This window comes from Selenomonas dianae, from assembly GCF_030644225.1.
GTDB lineage: Bacteria > Bacillota > Negativicutes > Selenomonadales > Selenomonadaceae > Centipeda > Centipeda dianae.
In genome coordinates this window covers 64450-87732 of sequence record NZ_CP128650.1, presented here as the reverse complement: position 1 = coordinate 87732, position 23283 = coordinate 64450, and the positions used below count along the sequence as shown (strand labels likewise).

21 protein-coding genes and 1 riboswitch are annotated in these 23283 nt (G+C 61.2%); of the genes, 8 read left to right on the top strand and 13 right to left on the bottom strand.

Going from position 1 to position 23283, the window contains the following annotated elements:
- Nucleotides 1-26: 26 nt before the first annotated feature.
- From QU667_RS00405 to QU667_RS00380, 6 genes are all read right to left on the bottom strand, one after another.
- Entirely contained in the window at nt 27-1574 is a 1548-nt protein-coding gene (locus QU667_RS00405) for an ABC transporter ATP-binding protein (RefSeq protein WP_304987380.1), read from the bottom strand.
- The gene (locus QU667_RS00400; protein WP_304987379.1) at nt 1571-2383 is read right to left on the bottom strand and encodes an ABC transporter permease; all 813 of its coding nucleotides are present in this window, start codon (nt 2381-2383) and stop codon (nt 1571-1573) included. The genes QU667_RS00405 and QU667_RS00400 overlap by 4 nt, the downstream gene beginning before the upstream one ends.
- Nucleotides 2383-3333, bottom strand: a complete 951-nt coding sequence (locus QU667_RS00395; RefSeq protein WP_304987378.1) for an ABC transporter permease — start codon at nt 3331-3333, stop codon at nt 2383-2385. The genes QU667_RS00400 and QU667_RS00395 overlap by 1 nt, the downstream gene beginning before the upstream one ends.
- On the bottom strand, nt 3330-4862 hold the full coding sequence (locus QU667_RS00390) for an ABC transporter substrate-binding protein (RefSeq protein ID WP_304987377.1): 1533 nt from the start codon (nt 4860-4862) through the stop codon (nt 3330-3332). Before QU667_RS00390 ends, QU667_RS00395 begins: the two co-directional genes overlap by 4 nt.
- A 95-nt stretch (nt 4863-4957) precedes the next feature.
- The gene (locus QU667_RS00385) at nt 4958-7141 is read right to left on the bottom strand and encodes a TonB-dependent receptor (RefSeq protein WP_304987376.1); all 2184 of its coding nucleotides are present in this window, start codon (nt 7139-7141) and stop codon (nt 4958-4960) included.
- A complete protein-coding gene (locus QU667_RS00380; protein ID WP_304987375.1) occupies nt 7138-7341 on the bottom strand; it encodes a hypothetical protein in 204 nt (67 codons plus the stop codon). Before QU667_RS00380 ends, QU667_RS00385 begins: the two co-directional genes overlap by 4 nt.
- Nucleotides 7332-7545: riboswitch (cobalamin riboswitch) on the bottom strand. It overlaps the preceding gene by 10 nt.
- A 267-nt stretch (nt 7546-7812) precedes the next feature.
- Here QU667_RS00380 and QU667_RS00375 point away from each other — a divergent pair.
- From QU667_RS00375 to QU667_RS00355, 5 genes are all read left to right on the top strand, one after another.
- Nucleotides 7813-9072 (top strand): SLC13 family permease, encoded by a 1260-nt coding sequence (locus tag QU667_RS00375; RefSeq protein WP_304987374.1) that lies wholly within the window; start codon nt 7813-7815, stop codon nt 9070-9072.
- A gap of 171 nt (nt 9073-9243) precedes the next feature.
- Nucleotides 9244-10551 carry a serine hydroxymethyltransferase gene (locus QU667_RS00370; protein ID WP_304987373.1) on the top strand — a complete coding sequence of 436 codons (1308 nt, stop codon included), beginning with the start codon at nt 9244-9246 and terminating at the stop codon, nt 10549-10551.
- 211 nt (nt 10552-10762) lie between these two features.
- A complete protein-coding gene (locus QU667_RS00365) occupies nt 10763-11998 on the top strand; it encodes a PLP-dependent aminotransferase family protein (protein ID WP_304987372.1) in 1236 nt (411 codons plus the stop codon).
- A 129-nt stretch (nt 11999-12127) separates the two neighbouring features.
- A complete protein-coding gene (locus QU667_RS00360; RefSeq protein ID WP_304987371.1) occupies nt 12128-12328 on the top strand; it encodes a hypothetical protein in 201 nt (66 codons plus the stop codon).
- A complete protein-coding gene (locus QU667_RS00355) occupies nt 12325-12657 on the top strand; it encodes a type II toxin-antitoxin system RelE/ParE family toxin (RefSeq protein WP_304987370.1) in 333 nt (110 codons plus the stop codon). Before QU667_RS00360 ends, QU667_RS00355 begins: the two co-directional genes overlap by 4 nt.
- 682 nt (nt 12658-13339) lie before the next feature.
- Here the strand turns inward: QU667_RS00355 and QU667_RS00350 are convergent.
- The 4 genes from QU667_RS00350 to QU667_RS00335 are packed head-to-tail and all read right to left on the bottom strand — an operon-like array spanning nt 13340 to nt 15799.
- Nucleotides 13340-13570, bottom strand: coding sequence for a type II toxin-antitoxin system MqsA family antitoxin (locus QU667_RS00350; protein ID WP_304987369.1), 231 nt, complete (start codon nt 13568-13570; stop codon nt 13340-13342).
- Entirely contained in the window at nt 13551-13886 is a 336-nt protein-coding gene (locus QU667_RS00345; RefSeq protein WP_304987368.1) for a DUF4258 domain-containing protein, read from the bottom strand. The genes QU667_RS00350 and QU667_RS00345 overlap by 20 nt, the downstream gene beginning before the upstream one ends.
- Nucleotides 13883-14794 (bottom strand): Ppx/GppA phosphatase family protein, encoded by a 912-nt coding sequence (locus QU667_RS00340; RefSeq protein ID WP_304987367.1) that lies wholly within the window; start codon nt 14792-14794, stop codon nt 13883-13885. The genes QU667_RS00345 and QU667_RS00340 overlap by 4 nt, the downstream gene beginning before the upstream one ends.
- Nucleotides 14795-14797: 3 nt before the next feature.
- Entirely contained in the window at nt 14798-15799 is a 1002-nt protein-coding gene (locus tag QU667_RS00335) for a pyridoxal-phosphate dependent enzyme (RefSeq protein ID WP_304987366.1), read from the bottom strand.
- Nucleotides 15800-15877: 78 nt separating this feature from the next.
- Between QU667_RS00335 and QU667_RS00330 the strand changes: the two genes are divergently transcribed.
- Nucleotides 15878-16009, top strand: coding sequence for a secretion protein HlyD (locus QU667_RS00330; protein ID WP_304988367.1), 132 nt, complete (start codon nt 15878-15880; stop codon nt 16007-16009).
- 59 nt (nt 16010-16068) lie between these two features.
- Here the strand turns inward: QU667_RS00330 and QU667_RS00325 are convergent, their stop codons facing one another.
- From QU667_RS00325 to QU667_RS00315, 3 genes are all read right to left on the bottom strand, one after another.
- Nucleotides 16069-17916 carry a phosphoethanolamine transferase gene (locus QU667_RS00325; RefSeq protein ID WP_304987365.1) on the bottom strand — a complete coding sequence of 616 codons (1848 nt, stop codon included), beginning with the start codon at nt 17914-17916 and terminating at the stop codon, nt 16069-16071.
- An 11-nt stretch (nt 17917-17927) separates the two neighbouring features.
- On the bottom strand, nt 17928-18629 hold the full coding sequence (locus QU667_RS00320; protein WP_304987364.1) for a peptidoglycan-binding protein: 702 nt from the start codon (nt 18627-18629) through the stop codon (nt 17928-17930).
- Nucleotides 18630-18712: 83 nt separating this feature from the next.
- Nucleotides 18713-19543, bottom strand: coding sequence for a menaquinone biosynthesis protein (locus QU667_RS00315; protein WP_304988366.1), 831 nt, complete (start codon nt 19541-19543; stop codon nt 18713-18715).
- A gap of 203 nt (nt 19544-19746) precedes the next feature.
- Between QU667_RS00315 and QU667_RS00310 the strand changes: the two genes are divergently transcribed.
- Entirely contained in the window at nt 19747-20919 is a 1173-nt protein-coding gene (locus QU667_RS00310) for a phosphoribosylaminoimidazolecarboxamide formyltransferase (RefSeq protein ID WP_304987363.1), read from the top strand.
- A gap of 206 nt (nt 20920-21125) precedes the next feature.
- Nucleotides 21126-23225: a TonB-dependent copper receptor gene (locus QU667_RS00305; protein WP_304987362.1), complete on the top strand. Its 2100-nt coding sequence runs from the start codon at nt 21126-21128 to the stop codon at nt 23223-23225.
- Nucleotides 23226-23283 lie beyond the last annotated feature (58 nt).

Here is a 23283-nt window from a genome sequence, read left to right as displayed (position 1 = left end):
CCTTGCCCCCGGCGGCGCAGTGCATTTCACAGCACCTTCCCCACCTCCAAAACATAGATCTCATCGGCAAAGTATCTGAGCAGCGGGCGATCGTGCGAGATGAGCAGCATCCCGAGCTGCCGTTCCTCCCGCAGCCGCATGAGCAGTTCCATGATCTGTGCCTGAATGGAGACATCGAGCATGGTGGTCGGCTCGTCGAGCAGCAGGATCTGCGGCTCTGTGGAAAGTGCCCGCGCGATCGCCGCACGCTGGAGTTCCCCGCCCGAGAGTTCGTGCGGCTGCCGCGCAAGCACGCGCTCCGTCAGCTCCACCGCCGCAAGCCCGTCCGCAATACGCTCCCGCACGGTGCGTCCCTCCGCGCACAGCGCAGGATGAATCGCAAAGACCTCCGCGAGACTTGCACCGATGGTCAGGCGCGGATCAAATGCCTGCTCCGGGTTCTGTGCAACGAGCTGCACGCGCCGCCGAAAGGAGCGCATATCGGCGCGTGCAAGCGTCCATAGATCGCGCCCGTTCCATTGAACCGTACCGCCGTCGGGGCGGATGAGACCGAGCAGCGCCCGCACGAGCGTACTCTTGCCCGCGCCGCTCTTCCCCTCAAGCCCGACGGCACGCCCCTCCGCAACGGAAAGGGTGCATCCATCCAGAATCCGCATCATTTGCCCCGTCGCACGGTCCCGCATGAACTTCGTCACGCCCTCTGCGGTAAGCACGGCGGAAGTATGCCGGGCGGCGGCAGACGGTTCGCCCACACGTACAGGCACAGTGTCCGCATTCTTCTTCGCCGCAAGGAGCTCCGGCTGCGCTGCAAAGTACGCAAGCGTATACGGATGCGAGGGATGTTCCCACACATTCGTACCCTGCTCCACAATCCGCCCTTCCTGCATAACGACAACGTATGCGGCAAGCTGCCGTGCGAGCGGAATATCGTGGGTGATGAGCAGGAGGGAGGCATCCGCACGCGCCGCGAGGAACTTCAGATTGTCCGCGACCATCTGTCGGACGGCGGGGTCGAGCCCCTTCGACGGCTCATCCGCGAGGATCCACTCCGGCTCGCCCACGTCCGCCATCGCGCACAGGACGCGCTGCAGCATCCCGCCCGAGAGTTCGTACGGATATGAGGCGAGGACACGCGCAGGATCGTCGAAGCCGAACCGCGCGAGGAGCGCCTCATACTGCGCCGCCGTCCACGCGCTCCGCCCCGCGCCGCGCCGCACATCCGCCATCTGGCGTGCGATGCGGTGTACGGGGCTGAGTGCCGCACGCGGCAGCTGGGGAACGATGCCCCAACGCTTCCCCCAGTATCGGGTACGCAGCTCCCGCGAGCCGAGCGCGGTCACATCCACCCCATCATAGAATACCCGCCCCGCCGTCTCAGCGTCTGCGGGCAGTGCGCTGAAGAGCGCCCGTCCGAGCGTGGACTTGCCGCTGCCGCTCTCGCCGATGATCGCCGTCACGCCGCCGGCGGGAAGGGCAGCGCTGACATGATCGAGCGCGGCAGAGGATGCAGTACCGCCCTTATAACGCACAGTCAAATCATGGACAACAAAGCCTTTTTGCTGCATCATCGTCATCCGCGCACCTCCTGCCGTACGTCAAAGCGGCGGCGCAGCAGCTGTCCGACCATGTTGAGCGAGCTGACGAGCAGAATGATCGCGCCGCCCGGTACAATGATGAGGTGCGGTGCCTGCCGATAGTAGAGCATGGCATCGCTGATCATCGTGCTCCAGTCCGGTGTCGGCGGCTGCACGCCGAGCCCGAGGAAACTCAGCCCCGCGATGGCGAGCACGCCGCGCCCGAGGCGCAGGAAGCCGAGTACGAGCAGCGTCCCGCCGAGCGCGGGCAGAATGTGATGCAGGATCATCCGCCCGTCGCCGCAGCCGAGCACGCGCAGATGCTCCACATACGGCTCTGCCGCAAGACGCATAACCTCCGCGCGCACAATGCGCGAAAACCCCGCCCACGAGCCGACGACGAGTGCGAGCAGCAGTCCCGTGACACCCGGCCCCACGAAGCCCGCAACCGCCACCATGAAGCTGATGCCGGGGATGCCTTGAAAGACATTGCTGACCATCGTCAGTACGTCATCCGTCCGCCCGCCGAAATAGCCCGCGAGAACGCCCACGAGCGTTCCGATGCCAAGCGCCAGTACCGTCGAGACGAGCGAGAGCAGGAGCGCACTGCGCCCACCGTAGAGCATACGGCTGAGGAGATCGCGCCCGAGTGCATCCGTCCCGAGAAGATGCGCCGCAGACGGCGGCTGCAGACGGATCGCCATATCCGGCTCGAACGGATTCATCGGCGCGAGCTGCGGAGCGAAGATCCCGGAGAGGATCATCCCCGCAAGGACAAGGAGGGCTGCACAGCCCGTCAATCGCTCCATTACTCCCTCCCTCCGAGTACAATGCGCGGATCCATGCGGGCAAGCACGAGATCCACCGCGATGGTCACGAGCACATAGATCCCCCCGAGGAGGAGCACGTACCCCTGCAGCAGCGGATAGTCGCGGTAGTGAATCGCCTCAAGTGCGAGCGAGCCGATCCCCGGCAGTGCAAAAACAGTCTCCACGATGATCGCCCCGCCGAGCACCGCCGCAAAGAAGTTCCCGAGCATCGCCGCCACGGGAACGAGGGCGTTCGGCAGCGCGTATGTGAGCAGCACGCGCGCCTCAGAGAGCCCCCGCAGCCGCGCCGTCTGCGCATAGAACGAGGCAAGGGCATCGCGCAGCTGACTGTCGAGGAGCTGCGCCGCCATCGCCAACGTCACAAGCGCGAGCGCAAGCGACGGCAGGATGTAGCCCTGCGCCGTATCCACGCCGTTCGTCGGCAGGACGTGCAGCCATACGCCAAAGACGAGGATCAGCAGAACCGCCATGAGAAAGGACGGTGCCGCGAGCATCACCTGCGTCACACCGCGCACCAGAGCCTCAACAACCGTGCCGCGCATACGCGCCATGAGCAGCCCGAGCCCGATGCCACCCGCAACCGCCCAGCCGAGCGCTGCGGCGGCAAGCGCGGCGGTCACGGGCAGACGCGCGAGAAGTGCATCAAAGACGGGCATCCCCAGATGAAAGGACATACCGCCGTCCCCCTGTAGGATACGCCAAAGCCAAATGCCGTACTGCACATAGGGCGGCGCATCGAGACCGAGATAGGCGTGCAGAGATGCAACCTCCTCTGCCGACGGGATCCCCATCCCCGCTCCTTCCAGCATGATCTCGGCGGGATCTCCCGGGGAGAGCTGCGCGAGGAGGAATGCGAGGAGACTGATGCCGAGGAGCACGGGCACGCCGCCGAGGAGGCGCCGCACGATATAGCGCTGCAATGCGTTCATCTCCATGCCACCTCCGCAAGGGACACCCCGTAGCGCAGCGCACGGTAGCCCGTGAGCCGCGCCGCGTTGTAGACCACGATATTTTCGTCATAGTAGAGCGGAACGAGCGGCTGTTCCTCCACACTGATCGCCTGTATGCGGTCAAAGACCGCCCGCCGTTTCCCCTCGTCCGGCTCGGTGCGCAGCGCGGTGAGGAGGCGGTTCACCTCCGCATTGTCGTAGCCGAGCGAGAGCGCCTTGTTGCGCGGCCCCTGCGGGGAGAAAAACCCGTCGAACACATAGAGCGGGTCGCCGTTCGGCAGCCCCTGCTGAGAGCGGGCAATATCATAGTCTCCGCGCCGCATACGCACCGTCATCATCGGCGACTCAAGCGCCTCAATGCGCACATCAAGTCCCAGATCCGCAAGCCAGTAAGCGATGAGTTCCGCCTCCCCCTTTGCAATCGGATCCGCTCCGTTCACACAGTAGACAATCTCCCGCCGCCCGTCCCCAAGCACTTCATGCGCGAGGCGTTTTGCCTCCTCCACATCCTGCACAACAGGGAACTCCTTGTAGAACGGGCTCGCAATGCTCAGGAGATTCATCGTCGGCGTCGCATAGCCGAGGTAGAGCGCATCCACGAGGAGGCGGCGGTCGAGCAGCAGGCTCACCGCGCGGCGCATACGTACATCGTCGAACGGCGGACGCGTCCCGTTCATCGCGAGATAGCGCACCATGATCGAGCGGCTCGTCGAAATGGCAAACCGCTCATCCTGCGCCAGCTCGTCCGCGAGCACGGGCGGCATCGCACCGAGATCGAGCACCCCCATGATCTCCTCCGCCTTGAGCGCGGCAAAGCGCACATCGGGGCTGGGGATGCTGCGCACCATGATGCGGTGCGCACGCGCCTTCTCCCCGTAGTAATCCTCGTTGCGCTCCAAGAGGACATAGCGATCCTTCACATTTTCGACAATGCGGAACGGGCCTGTCCCAATCGCCACCCCCGCAAAATTTCCATCGTCCGCCAGACACGAGGGCGCATAGACGGGGCTGCCGAAGTTCATCATGTTGTAGAGTTGGTTGATGTTCGGCTGCGCAAAGGTCAGTCGGAGCGTAAGCGTATCCAGCGGCTCCGCGCTGACGAGCCCCGGATAGTAGTTCTTGCGGCTGCGCGAATAAAACGCCGTCGAGCGCGGCTCCTTCTCCATCCATGCGAGGTTGTCCGCGACCACCTGCGCGGTCAGTGGCGTGCCGTCGTGAAACCGCACCCCCTCGCGCAGATGAAACACCCACACGCGCCCCTCGTCCAACATCTCCCACGATGCGGCAAGGCAGGGGGCGGGCGCACCCGTCTCCTCATCCGCCGTGACGAGCGGCTCCCAGACACCGAGGATCTTGCTACAGTAGTAGCCGTCGTTCACGCCCGGCGCGAGCTGGCGGTATGCCGCGAGCACGATGGTATCGTCCGACGCGTCCCCCGCCGACGCTCCGCCCCGCTCCTGTGCGCCCTGTCCGCAGCCTGCAAGCGAGAGCAGAACCACGAGCAGCATGAATATGCGCAGACAGCGCATAACGCCCCTCCCTTCCTTTTAAGAACAACAAGAAGAGCAGAAATATTTCTGCCCTTCCTGTTCATGCTATGTCCTTAAAGATCCATCGACATCGTGAGCGCAATCGTGCGCGGCGTGGAGAGATAGAGGCTCTCCGCCGCACGCGAGGCGATCCAGTACTCCCGATCAAGCGCGTTGTAGAGCGTCAGCCCGAACGTCGTCGGGGTCGTGCCGATCTGTGTCCGATACGTCATGCCGAGATCGAGCACAGCCGTGGACGGCACCTTGAACTTCTCATTGCACGTCCACGCGCTGCCCGCATACGAGAGGCGCCCGAACGCGCTGAACTTCTCGTCCGCCGCATAGCGCACCATGAGCGCCCCGTTCCAGTTCGGCTGTCCGTCGAGCGTCCTGCCGTTGTTCTTGCCGTCCTTCGTCTTTTCGGAGGTCGCACGCAGATAGGAAAGCCCTGCCGCGAGCGACCATTTCGGCGCAATCTTGCCCGTCACGCCAAACTCGATGCCGCGATGGCGCTCCTCGCCGTCCTGCAGCTGATACTTGTCCGCCCCGCGCATGACATCGATGTTGTTCGCCTGTGTGATGTCAAAGAACGCGAGGGTATACAGCATATCCCGGTTCGCATACTTCACGCCGATCTCGTTCTGCTTCGTCTTGGCGGGCGGCAGAACCTCGCCGCTGTTCTTATATTTGCTGCTGACCACCGAGCCGACGTCGAAGTACTCCGCATGACTGACATAGACGGATGTATCCTTCGTCGGGCGGTAGGTGAGGGCATAGGTCGGCGTGGTCGCACTCGAATCCACGCTCGTCTTTACCTGCCCCGTATTCAAATCGTATGCCTTCACATTCGCCGCATGGTGATGCACGCCGAGCAGCACATCCCACTTGTTGATCGTGATCGTATCGACGAGCGAGATGCCCTTGATCGAGGTCTTGTTGTTCATCGCCTCCTCGTATGCCGTCGTCGGAGCCGTATGCTGATTCAGAACGCCCGTATAGATATTGCCCGTACCGAGTTTATAGACGGTACCGCCCTTCTTTGCCGCCTCGCGTTCCCGCCATGCGCGATCCACCGCAAGGGTCAGATCGTGCTCCGTCTTTCCCGCGCGGAGTTTTCCGTTCACCCCCATCTGGATGTAGTTCGCGCGCTGCGGGGTCGTCGTCGTCTGCTCCTCAAGATCGAAATCGCCCGCGTCATTCTTGATGACGAGCGCACTGTAGCGGTACATGACATTCTTGTTCAGCTTGTTCTTGAGGTAGCCTGCGTTGACGAAGCCCTTCCACGCCTCCGAGAATTTCTGCTCGTGGTTGAGAATCGCCATCCAGCCGTAGCTCTCCTTGTCCATGCCGTCAAACGCATAGTTGCGCGATGCCTTCGGCACGGCGGGGAGATGTGTGACACCACTGCCAATCTTGAACCAGCGCTGACCGCCGGCCACCTGATTCTGACGGTAGCCCGTGAAGAAGTTCGTCTTGCTCTTTGCGTCCTCGTGGTCGATATTGACGTAGATGCTCGCGGACTTCACCTTCTGCCCGTCAACCGCCGTCTCGCCGTCCACCTTCTCCGCCATGAGGCGTGCGCCCCAGTCCTTGTTCCCGCCGAAGCGGCGTGCGAGGTCAAAATACGCCCCCGCCATGCTCTGCCCAGAGTGCGTCAGCGTCAGACGCGTGATCGGCTCCTCGCCCGCACGCTTCGTCGTAAAGTTGATGATGCCGCCCGCCGCATTCGTTTCATAATGCGTTCCCGTAGACGCAATGCCGCTGTTCGGACCGGAGATCACATCCGCCTTCTCCACGGCATACATCGGCGCGTTGAACTGCGTGAACATCCCCGGCACGCCGTTGACAAAGGTATTCGTCCCGTTCGAGCGGAATCCGCGGTGCTGGAAATCGTTGTGCAGAACGCTGCCCACGGGGCGGATCGACGGCGAGACCGCAAGCACGCTGTCGAGCGGCTGGCTCGGATCGCCGAACGACTTGATCGTCTCCTGTGTGATGTTCGTCGTCGTGAACGGCGTCTCCATCGTGTCCTTGCTGCCGAGGAAGCCGACACTGCCCTCACGCGCGACAAAAACGCCCTCCGGCCCATCCTCCTCCACCGCTGCCTCGCGCTCCCCCGCGACCTCGACGGGCGCGAGCTCATAGGTGTCGAGCGTCCCCCCGTGGGCATCCGTCCTCTCTGCGGCGCTTGCCGCACCCATCCACATCGAGCCGACAGCCGCAAGCGCGACCGCAAGCGCCAGCTTTCGTTTCGTCATGTCCATTTCCTCCCTGCTGCGCGGGTATCTCCGCCCGTGCGCTCCTCCATGCACATCCCCATCTTCATCGTGCGCTCATATACAAAAGCCCCGTCCACGGCAGACGGGGCTTTCCCACACGAAAAAAGCCTGCCGTCCTGTCCATCGCAGGATGCAGAGGAGAGCGACGCTCCCCCACGGGGCGCAGCACTCCGGCGCACGAGATTCGGTAGGTCTTCCGGCTCTGCATCATCGTCCGCCTCACCTTCCCGGTTTCCCAGTGGTCGAAGCGCGCACACACGGCTTCCTGAGGTTTTCTCTGCATTACGGCGGCGGGACCGCATCGGCTTATGAAGTCACGGCATTGCCGCGCTTCCCGATTTCCCTGTTACACTCTTTCGAGTACCGAACCTGCTTATGAAGTTTGGATTTCAGTATAAGTGAATGCCGCTCTGTTTGTCAATCGTTTTTCGTTCCACATAAATGGTATGATATATATACGAAAGGAAAACATAACCGCTATTTATGTTTTTAATGTCAAAGTTTCATAGGTCGTTCGTCCGTTTTTGGCAGGAAAAACCAAAAGAGAGAGAGAATTATAAGAATTCGTCAAAAGAAAGTCTCTGAAATTTCCAAGGGAGACTAATCGGATCACCGCGATCCGCAACGAACTGTATGAAGGAGATGTATTCATGGATGCAGCAATGCTCACACTTGGGGTTCTCGGCGTGGCGGCGTTCCTCTTCGCCACCGAGATCATCCCGCTTGCCGTGACGGCGATGGGCGCGGCGATCGCGCTCGGACTCTTGGGGGTGCTCACCCCCGCACAGGTTTTCTCCGGGCTCTCGAACTCCACCGTCGTCCTGTTCGCCGGTATGTTCATCATCGGTGCGGCGATGTTCCAGACGGGGCTCGCGCAAAAAATCGGCATCGCCGTCGTCAAAAAATCGGGCAATGACGAACGTGCATTGATGGCGGCACTGATGCTCATAACGATCATCCTCTCGTCCGTGTCCTCGAACACGGCGACGGTCGCCTGCCTCATGCCCGTCGTCATCCAGATCTGCGCCGCCGCGCGGCTGCCCGTCTCACCGCAGCTGATGGCGCTCGCCGTCGCGGCGAACGTCGGCGGTACGATCACGATGATCGGCACGCCGCCGAACATCCTCATGAGCGCGACGCTCGGCGCGAGCGGGCTCACGCCGTTCGGCTTCTTCGAGTTCGCATGGATCGGCGTCCCGCTCTCGATCATCGGCATGATCTATATGCTGACCATCGGGCGCAAACTCTGCCCGCGCCGGCTCGTGGACAGCGAGGCCGTTACGGGTGAGGAGGAGGAGGCAAAGGATCCGCGCAAGATGATGATCTGCGCCGCGATCCTCGTCGGTGTCGTCATCGCCATGGTGCTCGAAAAGCAGATCAACGTCCCCATGCAGACCTCCGCCATCATCGGCGGTCTCCTCTGCGTCCTCACAGGCTGCCTCACGGAGAAACAGGCGTATCAGGGCGTGGACTGGACGACCATCTTCCTCTTTGCGGGGATGCTCCCGCTCGCCAGCGCCATGGATCACAGCGGCGCAGGCAAGCTCATCGCGGACTTCGTCGTCGGGCTCATCGGCAGCAGTCCCGCGCCCATGGTCATCGTCACGGCAATGTTCATCCTCTCCTGCGGCCTGACGCAGTTCATGTCGAACACAGCGGCATCCGCGCTCCTCGCGCCGATCGCGATCTCCATCGCCCAGACCATCGGTGTCTCGCCGTACCCTGTCGTCATGGCAATCGGCATCGCAGCATCCTGCGCATTCACCACACCGGTCGCAACCCCGCCGAACACGCTCGTCCTTGGTCCCGGCCAGTTCCGCTTCATGGACTACGTCAAGGTTGGTCTCCCACTGGTCTTTGTTTCGCTGATCACCTGCCTTGTCATCATCCCGCTCGTCTGGCCGTTCTGATCGGAAACACCGACAGACGCCCCCTACATATAAACGGCGGCAGGCGCATTGCTCCGCATCGTGCACGACCGTGAACCATAGGAACTGAAAAACAGTACTGTTCATCAATGACAGGTGTATCCGTCCGATATGCCTGTCATTTCATTGTGCATCCATGAGGAGAGATCTACCATGAAAAAAGAAGAAATGCTTCAACATCTGAAGGCACTCGATCCCGCCATCTTTACCCTGCTGCAGGACGAGATCTGCCGCCAACGCTGCACGCTCTCACTGATCCCGACCGAGAGCGCCATCTCTCCGCTTGCCGCCTTCCTTGAGGGAAGCGCACTCGCCAACAGCACACTTGATACATACGGCGCAGCGCATACCTCCTCCATCGAGGAGCTGGTACGCACACGCGCACAGGATCTGTTCGGCAGCGAGCACGCCGTCGTGCGCCTCGGGGGCATCGCCGCCGCCTCGCGTGTCGCATTTCTCGCACTGCTGCACCCGGGGGATACCGTCCTCTCCTTTAACCGCAGGAAGGAGGAACACTGCGCGGGACTGAACTATCATTTTGAGAGCTTCGGCATCGACCCCGTCGCACAGCGCGTGGACTGGGACGAGGTCATGCAGCTCGCCGAGCGCGTGCGCCCGCGCCTCATCATCTTCTCCCCCGTCAGCTATCCGTGCATACCGAACTACGAACGGCTCACCGAAGTCGCGCGTGCCGTGGGCGCCTATCTCTGGGTGGACATCGGACAGTGTGTCGGGCTCGTCGCGGCGGGGCTCATCCCCTCGCCCGTCGCGTGCGCCGATGTCGTGAGTTTCCCGACGAACGATGCCCTCCGCGGACCGGACGGCGCCATCCTGCTCTGCAAAAAAGAGCTCGCCGCACGCATGGATGCCGCCGTCGCAAATACAGGACACAGCGCCCTGCACATGAACCACCTCGCCGCCCTCGGCTTTGCCCTGCACGCAGCCGCACAGCCGAAGTTCCGTACCTACAGTGAGCAGGTGCTCTCCTCTGCCGCCGCACTTGCCGCCGCCCTCCGCGAACGCGACATCGAACTCCTCGCGGGCGGCACCGAGACCCACCTCCTCCTCGCTGCGCCCGCAGCGGGCGTTGATCTCATGGAGTCCGTGCGCAGCCTCAGACGCATCGGGGTCTATGTAAAGCCCGACCGCATACCGACCATGCGGTCGGAGATCCTGCTCTCGGCACTGCGGCTCTCGACCGTCGGCGCAGTCACACGCGGTCTTGCCCCGGCAGACATGGCACTCGTCGCCGACGTACTCGCGTGCGTTCTCAGCGGAACATGCACAGACCGCACGGAGGACCGCCTGCGCATGGAGGTCGCAAAACTCCTCATGGACAAGCCCCTCTTCTCCGAGGCGTGGATGAACGAGGTCTCTGCACACGTCGCCGCCGCCCCGAGCAGCGTCCATGACCATGCCACGGGCGAGCGTATGTCCATCCTCAAAAATCTGCTCCGGTAGCACACCGCCCTCTCCCGCGTGCGCGGTATGCGCCCATGCGGGAGCTTTTTATTGCGGGAGGCGCTGCGCTGCTGCATGGTTTACAACATAAAATATTCAGAAACGTCAACAAATGCGTGCCCAAAGCGGTGAATTTGTGTTATACTAAACGAATAAGAATGAGCGCTGTGCGGGGCTGATCCCCCCATTTTACGGAAGAGGAGAATGATCCATGAAACGTGAAGAAGTCGTCAGCCACCTGAAGACATTTGATCCCGAGATCTACAACCTGCTGGAGGAGGAGCGCCAGCGTCAGCGCTATACGCTCTCGCTCATGCCGAACATGAACGCCATGTCGCCGTTCGCGAAGTACCTTGAGGGCAGCATCCTGACGAACAGCATCTTTGACCGGAGGGACGACACCCCGACGGGCGGACTGCACCTCGCCGGGATCGTCCGCCAGCGCGCCATGGATCTCTTTCGCTGCGACCACGCCATCGTCCGCCTCGGCAACATCGTCGCCGCCTCGCGCGTCGTCTTTCAGGCACTGCTGGAGCCGGGCGACACCGTCCTCTCCTTCAACCTCAGGAAAAAGGATCACGTCGCGGGACTCTCGTACAAATTCGAGAACTACGGCATCGAACCGGGCTCGCAGGAGATCGACTGGGGTGCGGTGCGTGCGCAGGCGGAGCGCGTAAAGCCGCGCCTCATCATCTTCTCCCCCGTCAGCTACCCGCGCACCATCGACTACCAAATCCTCTTTGAGATCGCGCAGAGCGTCGATGCCTACTTCTGGGTTGACATCAGCCAGTGCGTCGGGCTCGTCGCCTCAAAGCTCATCCCATCGCCCGTGCCGCTTGCCGATGTCGTCACCTTCTCCACGCGCGACTCGCTCCGGGGGCCTGACGGCGCCATCCTCCTCTCGAAACAGGAGCTTGCCGCACGCATGGATGCCGCCGTCATCAACACGGGGCATGAGTCGCTGCACATGAACCACCTCGCCGCGCTCGGCGTCGTCCTGCGCGAGGCAGGCAGCGAGAGCTACCGCACCTACGCCGAGCAGGTCGTGCGGAACGCGCAGGTGCTTGCGCGTACCCTCGCCGACCACGGAGCATCCGTCCTCTGCGGCGGCACCGACACCCATCTCGTCCTCGCCTCCACCGCCGCCGGCATCAATATGCGCGAGGCAGTCAAGGCGATCGGACGCATGGGGATCCGCGTCAAACCCGACAGCGTCCCCACCATGAACTCGGGGCTCTTCCTGCACGCCCTGCGCCTTTCGACCTCCAGCCCGACCACGCGCGGCATGGCGGAGCAGGACATCGCCTACATCGGCTCGCTGCTCGCTAGGCCGCTCACCACCATCCTCACCCCCGAGGAGATCGAAGCGACCCGTCAGGAGATCACCGACCTCGTCAAGGACGCGCCCATCTTCGACGACGAGTGGATGGGCGACTCCGAGGAGTGAGCACGCGGATTTCGACATTTGCATATTTGCATACAGCATAGAACACGCCCCTCCGAATCGTCGGAGGGGCGCAGCTTCGTTGCAGAGGTATTTGTTTGATGTTATACTATGAAAAGGGAGGGAGCGGCCATGGCAACAGCGCAATTACAACATCACGCGGATGAATTTCATACCAACAGCAAACCTGTATGCGTTCCAAGAACGGATGATATAATGAGCAAAGAGGAACGAAATGTAAAACTTGAACACAGCTATGCACAGAGCCTTGCCGCAGCAGGGCGTTCCTATGGAGAGGTATTTGATGAAATAGAGCGAGGTCTCACGAGATGAACATCTATGAGATCATCATGACGCCCGACGCCATCGACGACCTCAGAGAACTATGTGACTACATTGCAGATGTTTTGCACGCTCCCGATGCGGCACTTACCCATATCCGAATGCTCCGCACAGAGATCGGAACGCTCGCAACCATGCCGGAGCGTCATAAATGCGTGGACGACGAACCGTGGGGGTCGTACGGCATTCGTAGAATTGCGGTGAAGAACTTTGTCGTATACTATCGCATTGACGATGCTTCCCACCGTGTCTATATTCTGAATATCATCTACGCCAAACGCGATCAGATGCGTATGCTTGCACAGATAAAAATGGATTGATGCGATAACAGGCTCCTCCGAGAAATTGGAGGGGCGTGTTTTGTTTTCATCCATTTTCATATAAATAAAAAACTTTTCTTTTTACATATTAACATTGAGCATTGTATCCTGTATAATCACCCCCGCACCGTCAACGGACACCTGCGGACAGTGTCACAGCACGGACAAACGCGGGGCAGGCGGGAGAGACCGCCGTCGCGCTTCGCAGCGCACAACGCGAACACGAAAACACCGAACGGCATCCCCTAACGCAGGGTGCGGCTGCAGACAGCACCGTATACCATCCTGCCGCAGACATATGCCGCGTCAATTCCCCGTCCGCACGCACACATCCAAAATCCAAAACACGCGTCGCCCTTGCAAATGATATATATTCGTCCGCAGCCCCCAATGGGGGTGCTGCGCGGGAGGCGCTGACCTCAGTGCTTTCCAAAATTGGGAGTCCCCTGCCTCTGCCGGAGCAGCCGAAAACGCCCGCCCACGAACGTGCAAACATTCGTGGGCGGGCGTTTTTTTGTGGAAAGGAATCGCTGATAAGATGTAGTCCTTCCGCTTATCATAGACTTTTTCGTCCAAACAAGGTGGAAAACGAGCCACAGAATGGCACTCTGTGGGGGATTTTCTGCCGAAATACGGGAAAATGACATATCAAGATGGAAATATTGAATTTATCAGTGATTCCCTAAGCAGCATCCCGATAGTCCATAATAAAGATCTTGCTCGCAATCTTCTCAATGCGCTCCAAGATCTCGTCAATTTTCTCCATGACGGAAGCAGAATACAGGGTTTCACCGCATTGAGAGCAGACACAGCAGGGCACATTTTCAATGATGACGTAGCAATGTGCAAGTGCGGCAAAGTATGTGCCTGTGCCCTCTTTCATCGTCCCGTCCTTACAAATTAGACAGTTCATCGTTCTGCCCCCTTCTCGTTTTGAAATCTTCACTCCACTTATCCACATCAGGAAAGTAGGCGGTTATAATACGGCTCGATGCCCCCTCGTCACTCATAACGACATGAATATGCCGTCCATCCAAACTTTTCCCTAATATAAGGCAACTCGGATATGGGAAATCATTCGGATACTGCTCGATGATTTCGCCCGTATGTACTGCATTCCGCACATCCCTTGCTCGAATCCCACGCTGTCTGAACCGCTCCGCCGAATGCGCCGTCATAAAAACCATATCGGTATCATAGTAAGTGCACAGCTGTTTAATCGTTATCATTCCTCCACCCCGATGATTTCCTTCCATATATACCCCTCGCGTACGCCCGAGTCGCTGTAGAGGATGTCCACAGCGGCGAAGGTGTCAGCGAGGGTATGGGCGATCACCATGCCGGGGATGATGGTGTGGAGGCGGTCGGGGGCGGAGCGCAGGAGGACGGCGGTATCGCACTCGCTGAGTTTCTGCCCGCTGCCGAACCGCTCGATCATCGCGGGGAGATGCGCGACGCGCAGGAGGCGCGGTGTTTCCTCGGGATAAAGCAGCCCGTGCATACGGCTCGCACTGCTGAGCACACCGCCCATGCCGACCATGTGAGCGGCACGCAGACGGCGCACGTCGGACGCATCATCCAAAACGCGTTCCACCGCCGCGCAAATCTCCGCGCACTCCGCAGAGGTCGGGAGCAGCCCCGCAACGTACGCCTTGCTCAGGGCGAGCGAGCCGAGGGGCAGACTCCACCGTCCCCGCATCTCATGCGCGCGATAGTGGATGATCTCGGTGCTGCCGCCGCCGATGTCCACCATGATGCCGTCTGCGTGGGCGATGCTTGCGGTCGCGCCGATAAAGTCGTACGCCGCCTCCTCCGCGCCGCTGATGATGCGGATGTGAACGCCCGAGCGGCGCGTGATCTCCTCGGTCGCGGCGCGGCTGTTTTTCGCGGAGCGCAGCGCCGCCGTCGCAAAGGCATGGACGTGCGGGATGGCGAACGTCGCGATGAAGTCCATGAATCCGCGCAGGATCTTGACGGTCTTTTCGATGCCCTCGCGCACGAGCCGTCCGTGGTCGAGGTAGCCCGCAAGCCCGACGGTATGCTTGCGCTTTAAGAGCAACTCAAAGGAGCGGCCCTCGATCCGATAGACCGCCATGCGGATGGTGTTCGACCCGATGTCAATGATGGCGTGCAGCATAGGCTATCGCTTCAGTCCGCTGCCGGGCACGGGGATGACGGTGCGGTAGTTGTCAGGCATCCCGTCCGCGAAAAAGGCGCGTGCGCCCGCCAGTGCCGCCGCCGCCGTGAGTTCGGCGTAGAGGCCGCGCCGATTGAGCTTCTTCGCCGCCTTGAGGATGTCGCTGTCCTCGACGGCGACCGCATCGCCCCCGCTGCGGCGCAATGCCTTGAGAATGTCCTCCAACCGCTGTGGCGCACCCACGCGGATGGTCTCGGCGATGGTGTTCTTGCGCGGGGTCTCAGGCAGATCGTGAAACGCCTCCACGACGGGCGCACATTTCGTACTCTGCACACCAACGAAATGCGGCAGCCGCCCGAGCTCGGCAAATCCTTGGTAAAGCCCGAGGAGAAGGGAGCCGTTGCCGATGGGGACGAAGATGTAGTCGGGAACGGCATCGCCGAGCTGATGATAGATCTCGTGTGCCATACTCTTGATGCCGTCGGCAAAGAGCGGATTGTAGACGTGGGAGGCGTAGTAGTCGCTGCCCAGCTCCGCACGCAGCGTACTGCCCGCATTCATGCGCCCGTTCGGCACACGCACCACCTCCGCGCCGTACGCCGTGATCTGCCGCACGCGCTCGGCGGAGATGTCGTCGGGGACGTAGACGCGGCACGCCATGCCCGCTGCCGCCGCATACGCCGCGACCGCCGCGCCCGCATTGCCCGCCGAGTCGATGGCGACGCGTTCGATGCCGAGATACGCGAGCTCGCCGATGAGACGTTTCGCCCCGCGATCCTTGAACGAGCCCGTCGGCTGGCGATCCTCCATCTTAAGGTAGAAGCGGCTCCCCTCGATGACGAGCGGCAGGAGAGGCGTCTCGGTCTCGCCGAGCGTCACCGCCTCATGGCGGTCACCCGCATCCATCGCGCTCCGATACAGACGAAAAAGCCCCCCGCATTCGCACAGATAGCTGTGCGTTGCGATGGGGTATTCTTTTTTGCAGTGCTCACAGTAGAAGTGCATGACGGCTCCTCCTTTGGAACATATGAGGTTTCAATTTTAGGAATCACTGATAAAATGAAGTCCGTCAGATTGGTGTAGATTTTTTGTCCTGTCAAGGAGACAAACCGGACGCATAGCAGAGGCTATGTGGAGGATTTGTCGACGCAGAGAGGGCGAAAAAGATGCACCAAGATGATTGGGCTGAATTTATCAGTGCTTCCTTTATCATAAGAATGGCGTGAAACACCGCTATGCGTACTCCATGCAATCCCTAGTGGAGCACTGCATAGCTACTGCGCCTTTCCCTCCGCCTTCATCCCTTCATCCGTCGTGTCCTCCGTGAGCGCGTGGTTGCCGAACATCGTCGTCAGCGTCTCACGCGTGAAGCCGTAGGCGGGGCTCGAAAAGTCCTGCCGCGGGTCGTAGCGGTTGTTCGGTGCGCCGAGCAGCCCGCAGACCGTATCGTACATCATATCGTTGGTGAAATACGCATCCCTGCGTCCCGCAAGGGTCGCTGCGCGGTTCGGGAGGGCGGCGCGGTACTCCGGCGAGAGGTAGATGAAGAACGGAATGCGCACCATATCAAAGCTGAACACATCGGGGTTGTGCGAGATCTTCAGATTTTCCCCGTGATCGGAGAAATAGACCATCGCGCGGAGGTTCAGATTCTTCTCCGCATAGCTGAAGATCTGCGAGAGAATGTAGTCCGTATAGAGAATGCTGTTCGCGTACGACGGTGCGCTGGTCATCGCCGATTCGCCGTCCTCGGCGGCGAACTTCGCCCATTCATCGGGATAACGGTTGTTGTAGTAGATGTGGCTGCCCATCAGATGCAGGACGATGAAGTTGTTCTCGTGCGGATCAATGCGCGTGAGATACGGCAGCAGCGTTTCGTCAAATTTCGTGGTAAAGGTATAGGAGTCGTCCGTCCACTCCGCCACGTCCGCCGTCTTTGCCACCATCGTGATCGCACTGTCGAACTGCCCGTAACGTCCCTGATTGCTGAACCAATAGGTATGGTAGCCGATCTTCTTCGCCACATCGAGCAGCGATGCCGACTCAAAGAACTCCTTGTCGTTGTACTGGCTCTTTTCCGTCAGTGCACGCTCCAGGACGGGCACGGTCTGCGTCCAGCAGGAATAGGTGTGCGGATAGACATAGAAGCCCTCGCGCTCCGCCGCCATCTGCTCCATCCACGGCGTATTCTCGTACGGGAAGGACGGCGTGTAGTAGTGCATATAGTTGCGCGAGGCGGACTCACCGATGACGAAGATCACCGTCCCCGGCGCACGCGCCGCGAGGGTGTTCTCCATATCTATAATGAGCGAAGCATATCGCTCGTCCTGGTGCAGCCCATACGACTGTGTTTCCTCAACGTACGTCGTCACGTCATTGTAAAGCCCTGCAATCGAGCACTCGGGAATCAGCGTGATATGCACCCCCGCCGCAACGAGCATCACGAATACAAGGCTGCCCATGCGCGAGCCCTCCGCGCTCGGATAAATGCGTCGGGCGAACACCAGATAGCTGCGGTATGACAGATAGATGAGCAGCAGCAATACAAGCACAACAAGCACAGCGGGCAGAACCCCCACCGTCGACTCGATGTAGTCCCCCGCCTCGTGCCAATTCGTCAGATAGAGCGCCATGAGGGACGCGGGGCTGAGTGCGTGCCAGACCGTCATATAGTAGGCGATCTGGGTGAGCGGGATGAGTGCCATGAGAAAGCCGATCACGGAGAGCAGCGCCGCTGTCAGGCGTTTGCGCCCGAGATGAAAGAGCACGCCGCCGAGCGCGGCAAGCATGAGCATCTGCGCCGTCCCAATGAGGAAGTCGTAGAAGATCAGCGAGCGGTACCAGTCCCTCTGATACGTCCACACATAGAGGAGCGGAAAGGTCACGCACCAGAGCAGCCCCGGCACCATCGCCCCGATCATGCCGCGTGAGAAGAGCGGCACGCCTGTCCCGTACTGCATGAGCATGAGAACGGCGAGGACAGGAAGGAGCGCGGGGAGAAAATACTCCGCGCCCATGTCCTGTCCCATGTTGATATAACACGCGATCAGCGTCAGGAAGTAGACCCCCGCCGCCGCCGCTGCGCGAATCCATTCATTCGCGCGCTCCGTCGATAGATTCATCGTATCCTACACTACTCCATGATAAAGATTTCGAGGTTCTGCCGCCCGAACATCAGCGCCTCGGCGTGCGTATCAAATGCAACATCAATGCAGTTGCCGCTGATCGCATAGCCGATGTCCTCCGCGACCGCCTCTCCATAGCCCGGGATGAACACCCGCGTACCGAGGGGGATCACCGCCGGATCGACGGCGATCACGCCGCGCCGCACGAGCGTTCCGGTCGCCGTGTGATTGCCGTTGCCGGGATCGTGTGCGCTGTACGCCGTCGCGGACACATAGAGCGCCCGCCCGCCGCCGCGGCTGACCGTCTGCTCCGTCCGCTCCTCGTGAATCCCGAGCGCGACGGGATCGTACTCCGCACCGCCCGAGAGCACGCGGTACGTCGCCGCACCGCAGATGCCGTCCACCGTGAGTCCGTGCGCCTTCTGGCAGTCCTCAATCGCCGTGCGCGTCAGAGGACCTGCAACACCGTCCGCCGCGCCGTCGAGATAGCCCCCTTGGATCAGCAGCTCCTGTACGTGCTGCACCACCGCGCCGCGCATCCCTTCCTTTACGAGAATGTGCGCCGCCGCAGCGGGCGCATGGAGCGCCGGCAGTGCCGTAACGGCAAGCATCGTCCCGACGGTGAGCGCTCCCTGAACGCGCCGCAGCGGTCTGCGCAGCCGAACCTTCCACATGATCTTTTGTGCTGCCAAAAGGAGTTTTCGTACCATTCCATCGCGCTCCCTTCACTTCTTTTCTCTCTCGATCACATTTTTAAGGATGGGAATATTTTACTATAAAAACAGGGCGTACGTCAAACGCGGGCAAGCACAATCGCAGGAGCGCGGTCGACCAGCCCATCCTCCGCCGCATACTGATAGAACAGGCGCAGCCCCGCGAGCGTCGCCGCATCGAGCCGCCAGACCACCGCGCTGCCAAGGTACTCCCGCAGCTGCGCCCGCGTGAACCGCCCGTCCGCAAGCACCTCGGTGATCGCCTCCTCCTTCACCGCATTCCAGTCGCGGAACGCCCGCACAATCCGCGCGTGTACCATCTGCAGCGCCGCGGGATGCGCCTCGGCAAAGGCACGCGCCGCCGCCCAGATGCCGAACACCATGCGTGCGCCCGTCAGCCGCTTCCACTCCTGCGCGAGGTCATAGATGTAGACCCCCTCGGGCGGATGATGATAGAGTTCGAGCGCATCGTCCCCGATGAAAAGAGCACCCGCCGCCCCCTCGGGTACGGGATCGGACGGCACAAGTGCCCGCGTTTCGTACTGCGGTGCGGCATCGTACGCACGCCGCAGGATGATCTTGAGGAGGGCGTGCGAGGACGCGGACTTGTCCGAAAGCAGGACACGCGCGTTTTTGATCTGCTCCGCAGGAACGCGGCTCACGAGAATCACGCTGCGCACATCGCCGTCCGAGGCGATGCACACATCGGGCAGGACGAGAAGATCGTCCGCATGACGCGCATACGTGATCGAGGACACCCCCGATACATCGAGATTCCGTGCCTCCAGCCGCCCGTTCAGCTGCGCGGGCGTCGCACGCAGGACATCCAACCCTTCCGCAGCCCCGTGCGCGAGCGCGTACGTCAGCGGCAGCACATTCAAAAACGCGATATGACCCAGACGCGGTACCATGCGCATCCCCTCACTTTCTCTTGTCCTATTATAATCCTTCTGCACAGAAAAATACAGTATCTTTTGAACCTTGCTCCGTGCAACGGGCAATAAAAAAGACAGCAACGCGCCGTCTTATGTGATATAATGCAGAGAGTGCTGCCGCACGGCAGGCGGTCAATCCGAGCCCAAAAACTCACTGCAAGAGAAAAGGAGCACGTACGATGAACGAAATCGAACTCAAATACGGCTGCAACCCGAACCAAACGCCCGCACGCGTCTATGCAGAGGGCGGACTGCCCTTCACCGTGCTGAACGGTCGCCCCGGCTACATCAACCTGCTCGACGCGCTGAACAGCTGGCAGCTCGTGCGCGAGCTGCGGGCGATGTCGGGTCTGCCCGCCGCCGCCTCGTTCAAGCACGTCAGCCCCGCAGGAGCGGCACTCGGCCTCCCGCTCTCGGAGACACTGGCGCGTGCGACCCATGCGCCGCAGGGCGATCTCTCGCCTGTCGCGTGTGCCTATGTGCGTGCGCGCGGCGCGGACCGCATGAGCTCCTACGGCGACTTTGCCGCCGTCTCCGATGTCTGCGACGAGAGCCTCGCGGAGTTCCTGCGCGGCGAGGTGTCCGACGGCATCATCGCGCCGGGCTATACGGAGAAAGCACTTGAAATCCTAAAGAGCAAACGCAAGGGCAGCTACCTCATCCTCCAGATGGACGAGAGCTACGCGCCGCCCGCACTGGAGCGCAAAGATGTGTACGGCGTGACCTTCGAGCAGCAGCGCAACAACGTGGCGATCACAGAGGAGTGCCTGAGCGACCGCCCGACGGCGAACAAGGACATCCCCGACGCGGCACGCCGCGACCTCCTGCTCGCGCTCATCACGCTGAAATACACCCAGTCCAACTCCGTCTGCTACGCCGTCGACGGACAGGCAATCGGGGTTGGTGCGGGTCAGCAGTCGCGCGTCCACTGCACGCGCCTCGCGGGCAACAAGGCGGACATCTGGCAGCTGCGCCAGAGCCCGCAGGTGCTCGCCCTCCCGTTCCGTGAGGACATTCGCCGGCCCGACCGCGACAACGCCATCGATGTCTATGTAGCGGGCGACGAGGACGACTACGCGCTCCTCGCAGCGGACTGGCAGCGACTTTTCACAGAGAAGCCTGCACCGTTCACGCGTACGGAAAAGCGTGACTTCCTCCGCACCATCCATGGCGTTTCCCTCGGCTCGGACGCGTTCTTCCCGTTCGGCGACAACGTGGAGCGCGCCCACCAGAGCGGTGTCTCCTACATCGCGCAGAGCGGCGGCTCGATCCGCGACGACAACGTCATCGAGACGTGCGACAAGTACGGCATCGCGATGGCGATGACCCACATCCGCCTGTTCCATCACTGAGCGCGGCATCCGATCCGCAGATCTCAGCCTCCCCCGTGCAATATGGGGGAGGCTTTTTCATTGTACTGAATCTTTTTCGCATTCCATTCCCATATACTGTTCTACAATTGAATATTTTTATTTGATTTCTCTATCAGAATTTTGCTATCATTCCGTTATCCATTCGATAACAGTTTTCATTTTCTGTTTTACAGGAGGTATACGGAATGACCCGATCAACCCGCCGCCTTGCCCTGCTCGGCATAGCGCTCGGCACAACATCTTTGGGCGCACACGCCTACGCGGCAGAGACGGTACAGACGGATATGCACGAAACGATACCCCCCGCCGCCGACGGGATGTATGAGTTCACCCTTGACGAGGTCATCGTCACGGGCTATCGCACGGCAGCGCCGCTCACCCTCTCCACCGACCCGCAGCGTCCGCGCCAGCCCATCCCCGCTGCCGACGGCGCAGGCTACCTCAAGACCATCCCCGGCTTCTCCGTCGTCCGCAAGGGCGGGCTCGGCGGCGATCCGATGATGCGCGGTATGGGCGGCTCGCGCATGGTGATGGATATGAACGGCGGCATGATGTCGGGCGGCTGTCCGAACCGCATGGATCCCACGGCGACGTACGCCTTCCCCGAGACGTTCAGCCGTATCATCGTGAACAAGGGGCCGCAGAGCGTCCGCTACGGCGCGAGCGTTGCGGGCAGCGTCGTCTTCGAGCGCGAAACGGAGCGTTTTGAAAAGCCCGGCGTGCGCGGCAATGTCTCCGTCCTCGGCGCATCGAACCACCGCTTTGACGAGCTGACCGATGTCACGGCAGGGGGAAAAGAGGGCTACGCACGCATCATCCAGACGCGCAACTATGCACGCGACTACGCGGACGGCGACGGTCACCGCATCCACTCGGGCTACGGCCGCCACAGCCTTACGGGCATCATCGGACTTACGCCCGACCCCGACACCCTCTTTGAGGTCTCCTACGACCGCAGCCGCGGCTGGGCGAAATACGCGCGCATGATGGACGGCAGTCAGTTCGACCGCGACAGCTACGCCGTAAAGTTCGAGCGAGCCCATCTCTCGCCGATCGTCGAAAAGCTCACGCTGAATTTCAACCACGACACGATTGATCACATCATGGACAACTACAGTCTGCGCCCGGCGGGAATGCCTGCGATGGGCACGGATGTAAGGCGCGAGCAGTACGGCATCCGTGCCGTCACCGACCTGCGCTTCTCCCCGCAGACGAGCGCCGCCGTCGGCATCGACCTGCGCCGCGACGCGCATTACTTTGCGGAGGCGCACAAACACCTGAAGGGTACGCCGAACAACGACATGGACATCGACAGTTTCGGCATCTTCCTTGAGTACAGCCGCGACCTCACGGAGCGCAGCCGTCTGCTCACGGGGCTGCGCTACGATAAGACCGAGACGGACTACCACAATGCCCGCTTCCGCAACGGCAGGGGGGTGCTCATGCGCGACCTCGTTCCCGGCAGTGCGAGCGATCACGCCGTCAGCGGTTTCGTCCGTTGGGAAAACACCGCAAAGAAGCAGCCGCTGACGTTCTACGTCGGACTTGGGCACGCAGAGCGTCCCGCCGACTACTGGGAGGCGTACCACACATGGGCAGCATACAGCAACCGCGTGAACAGGCAGACCGCCTCGCCCTCCGCGACACGTCCCGCCACAGAGAAGAATACGCAGCTCGACCTCGGCTGGGTCTATACGGGCGAGAATACGAATGCAAGTCTCTCCCTCTACTACGCGCACATTGACGACTTTATCCTGCGCAAGCCGCAGATCGGCATGGGACCCATGGCACGCACCCCCTATGCCAATGTGGACGTGCGGCTCTACGGCTTCGAGGCGGAGGTGACGCGCACCGTTTCCCCGCTCTGGACACTCGGCGCATCGCTCGCCTACACGCGCGGCGACGACCGCACGAACGATGCCCCGCTCCCGCAGATCGCCCCACTGGAGGCGAATCTCACGGCGAAGTACAGCCACAAGAAGGCGGAGGCAAATGCGGTCTGGCGGCTCGTCAGCAAGCAGAACCGCTATCATAGGGACTACGGCAGCGTCACGGGCACGGACTACGGTCCGACGGGCGGATTCGGCATCCTCTCGCTCAGCCTCGCCTATCGTCCCGACGAGAACCTAACGTTCTCCCTCGGCGTGGACAACCTCTTTAACAAGACCTATGCCGAGTTCGTCAACTACAGCGAGGCACCAATCAGCGCCCTCGGTGTCGCGGGCGGCGGTCACATCACCGAACCGGGACGCACGCTCTGGTTTAAGAGCAACTATAAATTTTGACACATATTTCCGACGAAGCTGCCGCATCGTGCGGCGGCTTTTTTTCTTCCCCTTTTCG

What these genes read in the sequence shown, in the direction of transcription:
- QU667_RS00360 (WP_304987371.1), top strand. Translation starts at nt 12,128, where the DNA reads ATGGCAACAGCGCAATTACAACATCACGCGGATGAATTTCATACCAAC.
- QU667_RS00395 (WP_304987378.1), bottom strand. Translation starts at nt 3,333, where the DNA reads ATGAACGCATTGCAGCGCTATATCGTGCGGCGCCTCCTCGGCGGCGTG.
- QU667_RS00340 (WP_304987367.1), bottom strand. Translation starts at nt 14,794, where the DNA reads ATGCTGCACGCCATCATTGACATCGGGTCGAACACCATCCGCATGGCG.
- QU667_RS00310 (WP_304987363.1), top strand. Translation starts at nt 19,747, where the DNA reads ATGAACGAAATCGAACTCAAATACGGCTGCAACCCGAACCAAACGCCC.
- QU667_RS00335 (WP_304987366.1), bottom strand. Translation starts at nt 15,799, where the DNA reads ATGCACTTCTACTGTGAGCACTGCAAAAAAGAATACCCCATCGCAACG.
- QU667_RS00315 (WP_304988366.1), bottom strand. Translation starts at nt 19,543, where the DNA reads ATGGTACCGCGTCTGGGTCATATCGCGTTTTTGAATGTGCTGCCGCTG.
- QU667_RS00345 (WP_304987368.1), bottom strand. Translation starts at nt 13,886, where the DNA reads ATGATAACGATTAAACAGCTGTGCACTTACTATGATACCGATATGGTT.
- QU667_RS00375 (WP_304987374.1), top strand. Translation starts at nt 7,813, where the DNA reads ATGGATGCAGCAATGCTCACACTTGGGGTTCTCGGCGTGGCGGCGTTC.
- QU667_RS00400 (WP_304987379.1), bottom strand. Translation starts at nt 2,383, where the DNA reads ATGGAGCGATTGACGGGCTGTGCAGCCCTCCTTGTCCTTGCGGGGATG.
- QU667_RS00325 (WP_304987365.1), bottom strand. Translation starts at nt 17,916, where the DNA reads ATGAATCTATCGACGGAGCGCGCGAATGAATGGATTCGCGCAGCGGCG.
- QU667_RS00305 (WP_304987362.1), top strand. Translation starts at nt 21,126, where the DNA reads ATGACCCGATCAACCCGCCGCCTTGCCCTGCTCGGCATAGCGCTCGGC.
- QU667_RS00370 (WP_304987373.1), top strand. Translation starts at nt 9,244, where the DNA reads ATGAAAAAAGAAGAAATGCTTCAACATCTGAAGGCACTCGATCCCGCC.
- QU667_RS00350 (WP_304987369.1), bottom strand. Translation starts at nt 13,570, where the DNA reads ATGAACTGTCTAATTTGTAAGGACGGGACGATGAAAGAGGGCACAGGC.
- QU667_RS00365 (WP_304987372.1), top strand. Translation starts at nt 10,763, where the DNA reads ATGAAACGTGAAGAAGTCGTCAGCCACCTGAAGACATTTGATCCCGAG.
- QU667_RS00355 (WP_304987370.1), top strand. Translation starts at nt 12,325, where the DNA reads ATGAACATCTATGAGATCATCATGACGCCCGACGCCATCGACGACCTC.
- QU667_RS00385 (WP_304987376.1), bottom strand. Translation starts at nt 7,141, where the DNA reads ATGACGAAACGAAAGCTGGCGCTTGCGGTCGCGCTTGCGGCTGTCGGC.
- QU667_RS00320 (WP_304987364.1), bottom strand. Translation starts at nt 18,629, where the DNA reads ATGGTACGAAAACTCCTTTTGGCAGCACAAAAGATCATGTGGAAGGTT.
- QU667_RS00390 (WP_304987377.1), bottom strand. Translation starts at nt 4,862, where the DNA reads ATGCTGCTCGTGGTTCTGCTCTCGCTTGCAGGCTGCGGACAGGGCGCA.
- QU667_RS00405 (WP_304987380.1), bottom strand. Translation starts at nt 1,574, where the DNA reads ATGACGATGATGCAGCAAAAAGGCTTTGTTGTCCATGATTTGACTGTG.